This window comes from Psychrobacter immobilis (assembly GCF_904846235.1).
GTDB lineage: Bacteria > Pseudomonadota > Gammaproteobacteria > Pseudomonadales > Moraxellaceae > Psychrobacter > Psychrobacter immobilis_C.
In genome coordinates this window covers 89,415-100,228 of record NZ_CAJGZN010000002.1, presented here as the reverse complement: position 1 = coordinate 100,228, position 10,814 = coordinate 89,415, and the positions used below count along the sequence as shown (strand labels likewise).

10 protein-coding genes are annotated in these 10,814 nt (G+C 42.4%); 5 read left to right on the top strand and 5 right to left on the bottom strand.

Features of this window, described 5'->3' with window-relative positions; all coding sequences use genetic code 11:
* Positions 1-16: 16 nt before the first annotated feature.
* Together JMX07_RS01730 and JMX07_RS01725 are read left to right on the top strand one after the other, a co-directional pair.
* Positions 17-514 carry a hypothetical protein gene (locus JMX07_RS01730; protein WP_201605785.1) on the top strand — a complete coding sequence of 166 codons (498 nt, stop codon included), beginning with the start codon at positions 17-19 and terminating at the stop codon, positions 512-514.
* A 139-nt stretch (positions 515-653) separates the two neighbouring features.
* The gene (locus JMX07_RS01725) at positions 654-1,181 is read left to right on the top strand and encodes a cytochrome b (RefSeq protein WP_201605783.1); all 528 of its coding nucleotides are present in this window, start codon (positions 654-656) and stop codon (positions 1,179-1,181) included.
* Positions 1,182-1,266: 85 nt separating this feature from the next.
* Here the strand turns inward: JMX07_RS01725 and minE are convergent, their stop codons facing one another.
* The 5 genes from minE to JMX07_RS01700 form a co-directional block, all read right to left on the bottom strand.
* The gene (gene minE, locus JMX07_RS01720; protein ID WP_057762631.1) at positions 1,267-1,557 is read right to left on the bottom strand and encodes a cell division topological specificity factor MinE; all 291 of its coding nucleotides are present in this window, start codon (positions 1,555-1,557) and stop codon (positions 1,267-1,269) included.
* A 2-nt stretch (positions 1,558-1,559) separates the two neighbouring features.
* Positions 1,560-2,372, bottom strand: a complete 813-nt coding sequence (gene minD, locus JMX07_RS01715) for a septum site-determining protein MinD (RefSeq protein ID WP_057761560.1) — start codon at positions 2,370-2,372, stop codon at positions 1,560-1,562.
* 289 nt (positions 2,373-2,661) lie between these two features.
* Complete coding sequence (minC, locus tag JMX07_RS01710; protein WP_201605781.1) at positions 2,662-3,486, bottom strand: septum site-determining protein MinC; 825 nt, start codon at positions 3,484-3,486, stop codon at positions 2,662-2,664.
* 71 nt (positions 3,487-3,557) lie between these two features.
* On the bottom strand, positions 3,558-4,655 hold the full coding sequence (locus JMX07_RS01705) for a hypothetical protein (RefSeq protein WP_227684585.1): 1,098 nt from the start codon (positions 4,653-4,655) through the stop codon (positions 3,558-3,560).
* A gap of 351 nt (positions 4,656-5,006) precedes the next feature.
* Positions 5,007-5,969, bottom strand: a complete 963-nt coding sequence (locus JMX07_RS01700) for an acyltransferase (RefSeq protein WP_201605777.1) — start codon at positions 5,967-5,969, stop codon at positions 5,007-5,009.
* 375 nt (positions 5,970-6,344) lie between these two features.
* Between JMX07_RS01700 and JMX07_RS01695 the strand changes: the two genes are divergently transcribed.
* The 3 genes from JMX07_RS01695 (at position 6,345) to JMX07_RS01685 (ending at position 10,755) form a co-directional block, all read left to right on the top strand.
* Entirely contained in the window at positions 6,345-7,001 is a 657-nt protein-coding gene (locus JMX07_RS01695; protein ID WP_057761553.1) for an OmpA family protein, read from the top strand.
* A 355-nt stretch (positions 7,002-7,356) separates the two neighbouring features.
* On the top strand, positions 7,357-8,817 hold the full coding sequence (locus tag JMX07_RS01690; protein ID WP_201605775.1) for an imelysin family protein: 1,461 nt from the start codon (positions 7,357-7,359) through the stop codon (positions 8,815-8,817).
* A 285-nt stretch (positions 8,818-9,102) separates the two neighbouring features.
* Positions 9,103-10,755 (top strand): di-heme oxidoredictase family protein, encoded by a 1,653-nt coding sequence (locus JMX07_RS01685; protein WP_413786649.1) that lies wholly within the window; start codon positions 9,103-9,105, stop codon positions 10,753-10,755.
* Positions 10,756-10,814: the final 59 nt, after the last annotated feature.

Below are 10,814 nucleotides of genomic sequence, written 5' to 3'. Positions count from 1 at the left end.
TTATTGCGAGTGACGTATGACACAAATTTTAAAACATTCGTTTGAGGCTGTGAGTCTGTTGACTACCAACAACGGTATGCTTGACGTTACTATTGTTCCAGCAGCTAACCAGCCGGACTGGATCATTCCAAGCAGCCTAATTTTGAGTGTGAATGAGTCCCAGCAGCAGGTTTCTAGATACGATTGGCAACAACAAGATTTGGCTGTATTTAATTTGCTACTGCAAAATCAAACTCCAGAAAAAATGATTGTTTTGGAAGGTAATACGACTGATCACCGTTTTGCCTTACAGACGGCAGGTGATTTGCGTCAGCTGCAAGCACGAATTTCTGAAGTGAAAGATGTAGAGACACCGGAACAGTTTAGTACTACCAATGGCAAAGATAGGGAAGAGTATTTTGATAAAAATGAAATCTCATCTTACCTATATCAAACAGTAATGATTGATGACGAAATCTATTTAGTGCCAGATTTGGATAAAATTGCCTATCACCTGATTGATTTAGATGGCTAGATTCTCACCTGTATTTAAGGTATTCTCCATTCTATAAATAGTGAGCCAGTAATGTTAATGACCTCATCTGTTGAAGAGTTATTAACTGGCTTATAAAACTGATTAGAGATAATTCCTGATAAAGGTAGTAGAGTCACTCATGAATAATGCCAACTCGAATGTATCAAAGTGGTCGGTTAGTAGCCGTATTTTTCATTGGATTAGTGCAGCCTTACTGTTAACCACATGGATAATGATACTGCTATATGAGAATTTAGATAGCAATATGTTTATTGGATATCATAAAGCGTTCGGCGTGAGCCTATTATTTTGGATGATTGCCCGAGTCATCAACCGCGTTTTTACCAAGGCGCCACCACCGTTAGCTATGCCAAAATGGCAAATGCTCATATCTCAGCTGTCACATTTTGCTCTCTATGCCATACTGATTGCTATGCCACTGGTTGGCTTATTGATGGCAGTATATGGCGGTCGACCGGTTGATATTTTTGGTATCTTTCAGATCCCTGTATTCGTGACTCCAGATAGAAGCTTGGCTCGTTTTTACAATAACTTGCATACTGAGATTATCTGGCCAATGATTATTGGTTTTACGGTCTTGCATATAGCAGCCGCGTTATACCATCAGTTTGTCAAAAAAGACAATCTTATTGCCCGTATGAAATAATCTATAATCGATAAACATTAAAAAGCCCCAAGTATCAAACTTGGGGCTTTTTTTATTCATTGTAGAAATACGTACTGTTAGAATGCTATTTCTTATGCTCAGGTAAATTGATATTCATTTCTAACACATCTAAGCTGTCTTCAGAACGATGGTTAATATTGACATCATCAATCTGCACACCGTTAACGTATTTGTTCACGACTTCTAAGATTTCACGTTTCATTTTTTCGATACGATCAACCGTTAAGCGATTGTTCAATCTGTTTTCGCTAGCAACGATAACTTTTAAACGCTCAGTTGCTAAATTCGCGCTACCTGCGTTACTGTTGTCGTCAGTACCAAATAGGCTACTCCAAAATCCTTTTTTCTTAGTCATCATTATCCTCCAAACCAGCGCTGTAATAGACTCTTTTTCTTCACGTCAATATGACGTAGTGGACGCTCTTCACCCAAAAAACGGGCGACAATGTCTTCATAACATTGACCAGCAACAGAGTCGGTATAATGAATAACTGGTTCGCCATGGTTGGACGCTTCAAGCACTGAATGGCTCTCAGGCACAACACCAAGTAGTGGAACTTTTAGGATGTCATTTGAGATAGTATCAATATCCATCATCTCATTGGCAGCCGCACGTTCAGGATTGTAACGAGTGATAATCAAATGCTCGCGAACAGTCCCTTGGTTCTCTTCTACTTTTTTCGTCTGACTTTGCAGAATACCGATGATTCTATCTGAGTCACGCACTGAAGAGATCTCAGGGTTAGTGACAATAATAGCTTCGTCCGCATGGTACATCGCTAGCTGTGCACCGCGCTCAATACCAGCAGGCGAGTCACAGATGATATAGTCAAACTGTTTAGAGAGTTCAGCCATTACCTCTGATACCCCTTCGTCAGTCAATGCGTCTTTATCACGCGTCTGACTGGCTGGCAGGATATACAGGTTTTCAAGCTGTTTGTCTTTGACAAGTGCTTGCGACAAGCGCGCATTTCCAGTGATGACATCTACGAAGTCATAAACAATTCTGTTTTCGCAACCCATGATTAAGTCTAGATTACGTAGACCTACATCAAAGTCGATAACAACCGTTTTATAGCCACGTAACGCCAAACCAGCGGCAAAAGAAGCACTTGTCGTGGTTTTACCCACACCGCCTTTACCTGAAGTGATTACAACTATCTTCGCCACAATGGCACACTCCTATGAATCAATGGGATATCTTTTATATAAATAGCAAAATTACATGTTATTTACCTAACATATATACACTATCTTCGAAGCTAGCCTAGCATAAATAAACAAAAATTTATAGCAGGTCGATACTAAAGCAGAAAAACAACCTATGTATCGCTCAATTAGCCTCTCTGCGTGGTATTAGTAGGGTTATAACTATGGTTTTTGGCTTGTCGAATAGAGCAGCTTAACTACCTTAGTTTTCTATAAAGTCACTTCACGGTGTATTATTTTTAATAGCGTTCTAAGCTTCATCCATCACGGTAAATACTAAGCCTTCGCCTTCTACGAATTTTACTTGCACGGACTTGTCGATGACATGCTCAGGTAAGTTGTCTCGTAAGCAGTAAGTTCCTGCTACTGATACCAGTGAAGGATTAAAGACTTGGCAGAATATACGGGCATCTTTGTCCCCTGTTGCGCCTGCCACCAGACGCCCTTGTGCACGGCCATATACATGCAAGCTATTGTCAGTAATCGCTTCAGCGCCGCTATTGATACTACTGGTCAAAATCAAGTCGCCACCAACGTGATTGAGGCTTTGTCCTGAACGCAGCATTTGATCATAGATTAAGCTAGTAATATGCTGGGTACTTACCAATGTCTCGGTTGGCATATTAGATAGTGTGGTTTCAGTAGCAGGTTCGCTCGTGGTAGAAGTATCAACGACGCTATTAGCATTAACTGCTTCGGCATTGTTATTCTCTGGTGATGGTTGGGTAGGGATAGGCGCTTTTTTACTTGGTAATATACGCTCAATACGCTTACCATCTGCTGGAAATATCGCTAAGCGCTGCTCACGTGCTTGCGCATCAAGCATACCTGTCACCACGCCAATAGGCTGTAACCCCCATGCCCATAACAGCTCTACCAATGCTGATAAATCCTGCTCAACGTCACTATCAATAAGGATAGGAATATTGCTCGATTTATTGCTGAGCGTTTCAGTTAGCTGAGCTTCTATAGCTGCTAGATCGTTTGTACTAAACTGTACGCGTGAAAACGTCAGCATCTTGCCGTAGAAAGCTAGCGCTGGTGCAGTCTGGTTATCGTTAGCTGAAACTGTCATATACAAACCCTTAAAAATAATTCTGTCACGGTATTATGTCTCTTATTACGTCATGCTATTAGATAGCTAAACTATAGATTTAGCATATCTTGGTGCTTCCATTGCTGCACTTTTACTTGCGCTTCAAACGCAGTCAAACTGTCATCAATGATACTAGAAATTAAGGTATCTAGCGCTGTATTATTGGTATCTATTTGCGCAATACCGCTAGCAATTTCCATCATTAATATATCCAAGCGCTTAGGGTCTAAAAGTCGCTTGTTTAATGCATTGACGACATTCTCACCGATATTGTGCCCGACGTGATGTAGCTGTGATTCAATCAGGCTGCCCGCGATAGGTATCATGCGTAGATAGCGGCGCAACTCAGGTGTGTTGGCCAATCCTTCTTCAATAGCATTGCCCATCTCGCTTGCCAATATACTGCCGCCACCTGATGAGGCAGCCAATTCCTGCAGCTTTGGTGCAAGCTCTGTACGCAGCACGGACAATACGGCTGCTTCAATCTCATTTCGATTTTTTGCAATCGTCGACTCAATGAATGATTTATGCGTGTCTGAACTGGTTAGCTCTTGTCGAAAGTTTTGTATCGCTGTCAAAATAACGCGATCGGAGAGCTCTTCTAACAGCAGGTCAATGTAGAACTTGATTCGGTTGATCCACGTCTGCGGCAGTACTTGGTAGCCAAGCTGATATAGACGTCGTCCAATAACGACCGCTCGCAGCAGTCGCAAAGCACGTAGCTGCGGAAAACAGCCTAATACTTCGTACCAATGAACGAATGGGAAAAAGAACCAGCGATAATAGACTTTTTGTTTGATGGCAATCGCCCAGCGCAATAGCAACTCAACGACCAAAAAGATAGTAAAAAACCCTCCAGCAGTGCGTAGAGGATCATGTAGAGTGCTCTGATACCAATTGAGCGCTTCACTGATGGTTAGCCATTCTGCAGCATTACTACTAAAATTGCTCATCAAAATAGCGTCGATACTGATCAATAGCAGATCAATACTGATGGCAATAATCATGACAATATCGTAAGTGAGCTTAAAGCGATTCGGCTTTGGATGATTCGGTTTTGGTGGCTCATCACTTATTGGATAAGGAGGCTGACTCAAAACAGATTCGGTAGCTAACGGCGAGCTAGTAGTAGAGGTGGGCACAGTCATACCTTATAAGTAATAAATGGCACAAAAAATGGGTCAGAATTCGATATTTACTACTATTTACTATTAAAGTAGACATCGAAAATCTATGAGTTCATGATTAGTCACATTATCAATGAATAAGGCTAAAAAACAACCCATCTTTGATTAAAATTTACTTATGATGCATGGCTGTTTTAACAGTAGGCATCATAAGTAAGATATGACTATTGTGACATTTGTACCCGTAACTTTATTGCCCTATAACTTTTTATCTCATTATCGATATTTACTACTTAGTACGCTTGCATAGACTGTGCTTGGTATTTTATAAGGTCTAACGGTCAGCCAGTTTAGTATTGCTGAGCATCTTTGTTAGGCATCTTGCGCTTTAGGATTGGTTTCAAAATCTGCCAACATAGTGCTAATACGTTCATCTTTTTGACGCCACACCTGTTCAACCCAGTCGAACATTTGAGCTTTTGTGTCTTCATCATTTTCGTAGCCACCTTGTTTGATACTTTCGAACAACGCATCTGGTATGTCGATGTAGCGCAAATCAACGCCCAAACGTTTGATATTGCCTTTCCAAAGATCCCCGTAGCTTGGCACACCATCAGGATATACGATGGTCATGTCTAGTATGCCATCGATATCTTCACCTAGTGCGCTAATAGCCAATGATAATCCGCCTGCACGAGGTTTTAATAAGTGCGTATAGGGCGATTTTTGCTGAGCTTGTTTGGCTTTGGTAAAACGAGTACCTTCCAAATAATTTAATAAGGTAAAAGGTTTGTCTTTTAGTAGGGCGCAGGCACGTTTGGCTTCTTCGATGTCTTTGCCTTTTAGCGCAGGGTTTTTGGCGATGGCTTCTTTTGAGTGTCGGCGCATCATTGGAAAGTCTAAAAAGTAAAAAGCTTGACCAACGATAGGGATATAAATCAGCTCAAACTTGGTAAAAAATCGCGTAAGTGGCAAGCGCTTTTCGCCAATATACTGCACGATGCTAGTATCGACCCATGATTGGTGGTTGCTCACTAGCAGGTATTTACCATTGGTATGGATATCGTCCGGTAGGTTGATACGCCAATCTTTGCGAGGCAACATGTTATCGATCAAGGCACTGTTGCTACTGATCCAGTGAGTAGCAATTTTTATGACGGCTTTGTCTGCAATAGAGGCGCCAGTAATGACTTTACCGACGCCCATTAGCCATAAAGGAATACTACCACCGAAGCTATTGGCGGCGATGACACCAGTGGCTGTTGCAAGCGACACAGCTTTACCCAATTTAGGCGAACGTTTATGCATTTTTCGAATGGTAGATGTCAATCGCATGCTCAATCCTTTTCAGTCTATCTGATTAATAATAAGCCGTATATCGCTGAATCTGTCCTAGTCAAGTCAGGAATATTATGAACGTAAAGCTTCAAATCATGACTATTTAAAGCCGACAAATTCAGCGATATAATTTTAGCAGAAACATGTTGTAGTGTACGGTTGTAAACGTGACTAGTGGTAGCAAGGCGCGAAAATTTGACCTATAAAATCATTGAAATATAACCTGCACTTCTCATACATAGGTATGACAAAATATTACACAGAGATAGGTTCTAGTTGCCATAATAATGGGGAATGTAGATAAGTACTTAAAAAAGATTAACGGACAATCTTTATAAAAAGCACGATTTTTTAAACTTAAGAGGAAATATTATGCGTAATACTTTAATGATTGCAGCAGTAGCATCAGGTCTAGCACTTAGTGGTTGTACAACAGATCCAAACACTGGACAACAGCGTCTAAACAAAGCTGCTCTAGGTGGTCTAGTTGGTGCAGCAGGTGGTGCAACTATTTCAAAAGCAACAGGCGGCGACAAAACTGGTCGTGATGCCGCTATCGGCGCAGCACTAGGTGCAGGCGTTGGTTACTACATGGAGCGTCAAGCTCGTCAACTTGAGCAGCAAATGGCTGGTACAGGCGTAACTGTTGAGCAGAACCCAACCACTGGTAACATCGATTTGGTTATGCCAGGTAGCATCACGTTCTCATTTGATGATGCAACCCTTAGCTCATCATTCAAGCCAACGCTTGATAAGCTTGCTTCAACGATGAACCAGTACAACCAAAACACAATCACTATCGCTGGCCACACTGATAGCAAAGGTTCAGCATCTTATAACATGGGTCTGTCACGTGATCGTGCTTACTCAGTTGCTAACTACTTAACAGCTCGCGGTGTTGCTTCAAACCGTGTAAACGTTGTTGCTTACGGTGAGTCACGTCCAATCGCAGATAACAACACTGAATATGGCCGTGGTCAAAACCGCCGTGTTGAGTTAACAGTTAACGCACCACAGAGCGTAAACTAATCAATAGCTATAACTAATAAATAGTTATATAACTATTGAGTATGTGCTAGATATTTGAGCACATATATTTCAAAAAGAGTCAGCAATATGCTGGCTCTTTTTTTGTGTTTTCAGTTTGAATAAAATAGTGATGATTGATAGATATAGTTAATATTAAATTAAATATTGATAATGATTATCAATAACACTATAATTTGTCAGTGTTTGCTATTAATGCAATATTAAACGTCTTATCGTGCGCACTGAGAGTCAATGTGCATGGCTAAGATAGCCTGCTGTAACATGGCTTGATTATCAAAATAATTGAGGCTACTTAACCAAAACGAATTTTTTGCTATATTTCTTGAGGATATGTATGACAATTACCACAGTAACGAGCCGTAAGCTTTTACCAACTACTTTAGCTGTTGCACTTGCAGGATTGTTAATGGTGTCGGGCTGTACAAAGCAAGCCGATGAAGACACCAATGCTGCGACAGAAACGCAAACAGAAGTAGCAAACACAGAGACAGCTGATAATTCAGAGATGACTGCTGCCGAAAAAGCACATATTGATAGATTGATTATCAGTTATGCAAATATGGCACACGCCGCTTATAAAGATTCGTTGGACACGGCCAAAGCGCTACAAACTGCGGTAGAAACTTACGTGGCCACTCCAACACAAGAAAACCTTGATGCTGCAAAGGCTGCCTATAAAGCAGCACGTCAGCCATATTCACAAACTGAGATTTTCCGTTTTGATGAAGGCTTTGTGACTGCCAATGACAAACGTGCTATCAACAGCATCGATAGCTGGGAAGGGCAGATCAATGCTTGGCCACTTGATGAAGCGCTGATTGATTATGTCGGTGACGACTACGAAGGCGAATATAACAGCCAAGAGAACATCATCAATAGCGACAGCATTACTGTCGGTAGTATCAAGCAAGATACCAGTACGATTACACCTGAGCTACTTGCAGAAATGAATGAAATCGGTGGTAGTGAAGCCAACGTAACGACTGGCTATCATGCGATTGAGTTTATGCTGTGGGGTCAAGACAACAATGGTGTAAAAGAAGGCGCAGGTAATCGCCCAGCCACTGACTATGCGACTGAAGCTGGACAGTGTACTAGTGGTGAGACCGTCAATGAAGATGCCAGTATCTGTGAGCGCCGTGGTGAATTCTTAACCGCTGCAACTCAACTATTGGTTGATGATTTGACCGCGATGGAAGCTCAGTGGCAGCCTGATACTGAAAATACCTTACGTAGTGATTTGATAGCGCGCAAATATGACAATGGTCTGCGCCAAATTATGTATCAAATGGGCAGTTTAGCATTAGGTGAGTTGGCTTCTGAGCGTATGCAGGTCGCTTTTGTTACTGGCTCTACTGAAGATGAGCACGAATGCTTTAGTGATTTGACTCATTTAAGCTATGCCAATAATGCGCGCGGTATCCAAAACGTCTTTAATGGTAGCTATACAACAGTCGCTGGTAAGACAGTGGGCGGCTACGGTATCAAAGATTATCTAACGGATAACGGCCATACAGAAGCTGCTGATAAATTGGCTGCTGAGTTCAACAAAGTAGAAGGCGCGTTTAACGTTATCGTTGAAAAAGGCGAAAAAGACGGCATCAAGATTGACCAGATGATTGCAACTGTCGGTCAAGCCAGCCAAGAAGGTGTCTCTGCTGAAGAACAAAACGTTCGCCGTGGATGGGTTGAAGCGGGTATCACTAGCTTACAAGAGCTGACGGCCAGTATCGAAAACGCTGCAAAAGCAGTTGGTATCGATAATCTAGACGCAGATGCAGGGTCACAGTTTTAGGAAAAATTTAAGCTAGCGGCCCTTATTTAAAATCTTTTCATTGGCTTTGCGACGTTTTATTAGTCGTTATAGGTCAGTAACCGCTGTTTATTGGATACTTAGATTAGATATAATACGTGCGTTGTCAGCCACCGTTGGCAACGCATTTTTACGAGCATTAAATGAGCCAATTGGCTGGTGTACCATTTCATTATATGTCGATAAGCAATGATTGTGACGACATACAATGAGATGGTATGACAAAATTTTAATGGTTCTACTCTAGCGCTAAGGCACTGAATTTCTATGAACGCCAATTATGTTAACCCTTCTGATTCTCCTCTTGCTACTCAAATCCTACGACATATACCTTCTAAGCTTGCGCTAATTATTGCCAGTGCAATGGCTATCAGTGCGTGTCAACCATCTGATAGCGTTTCTGACGACCCTTCAGAGCAGGCCTCAAATAATGAAAGTGGCAGTGAAAACAGTCAATCGCTGTCGTCCGAACACGCCAAAAATATAGAAGTACTAGCAGGCGTGCCAATGCAGCAATTGGTGAGCTTTGACCCTCAAGAGATTAAGCAGGGCGGTGACTCTGGTATTAGTATTAGCAGTGCTGAGAGCTACTCAAAGCCTTCATCGAATCTAGCAGCTTCTCGTAAAGGGTCGTTCTTTATTGGTAATGCGTTTTTCAAGCAGCCATGGGTCGTTGCACCTGCTAGTACTGATAGTCGTGATGGACTGGGCGCATTATTCAATGTGGCCGCTTGTCAGTCTTGTCATGTCAAAGATGGGCGAGGTCACGCGCCGATGACTGTCGATGACGATGCTGATAGTTTATTGATTCGTCTGTCTATGCCAGCGACGACCGATGAGCAACGTCAGCAGCTACAGGATTCGCTAATTGAAAAGGTGGTTCATCCTATGTATGGTGGCCAGCTACAAGATCGCGGTATTCAGGGCGTGCCTGCTGAAGCGAGAATTGCGGTGCAATGGACAGACAAACCAGTTACCTTTGCTGACGGATATGTCGAGACACTACGTGCGCCAACGTTTAATTTGACCAAACCTGGTTACGGTGCTTTTGACGATGACATGATGGTATCACCGCGTGTGGCGCTACCGATGATTGGGCTTGGGTTACTAGAGCAAATACCTGACGATGACATTAAAAAACAAGCCAACGACAGTAATGATAGCGATATCAGTGGTAAGTTTAACTGGGTCATGGATCCACAGACGGGCAAGCGTGCGCTTGGACGATTTGGGTGGAAAGCGGGTCAAACCAAGCTGATTACTCAGAACCAAAGTGCCTTTAACGAAGACATGGGTCTGACGTCCAACATCCGTCCTAACGAATCCTGTATGCCAACGCAGACCGCTTGCCTAAATGCAGCGACAGGTGCTGATGAACAGGGCAATGGTAAGCCACCTGTGGAAGTAAACGATGAGGTCGCGAAATTTGTAGAATTTTATACTCGCAATCTAGCAGTGCCGCATCGCCGTAATGCAGATGATAAGCTTGTGCTAGCTGGCAAAAAGCGTTTTTATGACATGGGTTGTCAAAGTTGTCATACGCCAAGATATCAGTTGCCAAAAACCGACGATGATCATCTTGAGCAGCATGGACAAGTGATTTATCCTTACACAGATTTGCTATTGCATGATATGGGCAATGATCTCGCTGATCGTACGATTGCCGGTAAGCTACCACCGAAAAGTGCCCAAGTTGAGTTTTTAGCCAACTCTTATGAATGGCGTACGCCAGCACTTTGGGGCGTAGGACTTGCGCAGACAGTTGATCCTCAAGCGACGTTTTTGCATGATGGCCGTGCACGTACGTTGATGGAAGCGGTTTTATGGCATGGCGGAGAAGCCGAAAAGCAAAAGCAACAAGTATTGAAGTTGGACAAACAAGGTCGCGCAGAGCTTAATGCGTTCCTAAAGTCGCTGTAATAAAGTCGCTATTATAAAATCAGTATAAAAACGCCATAAATTACTACCTATAACATTAC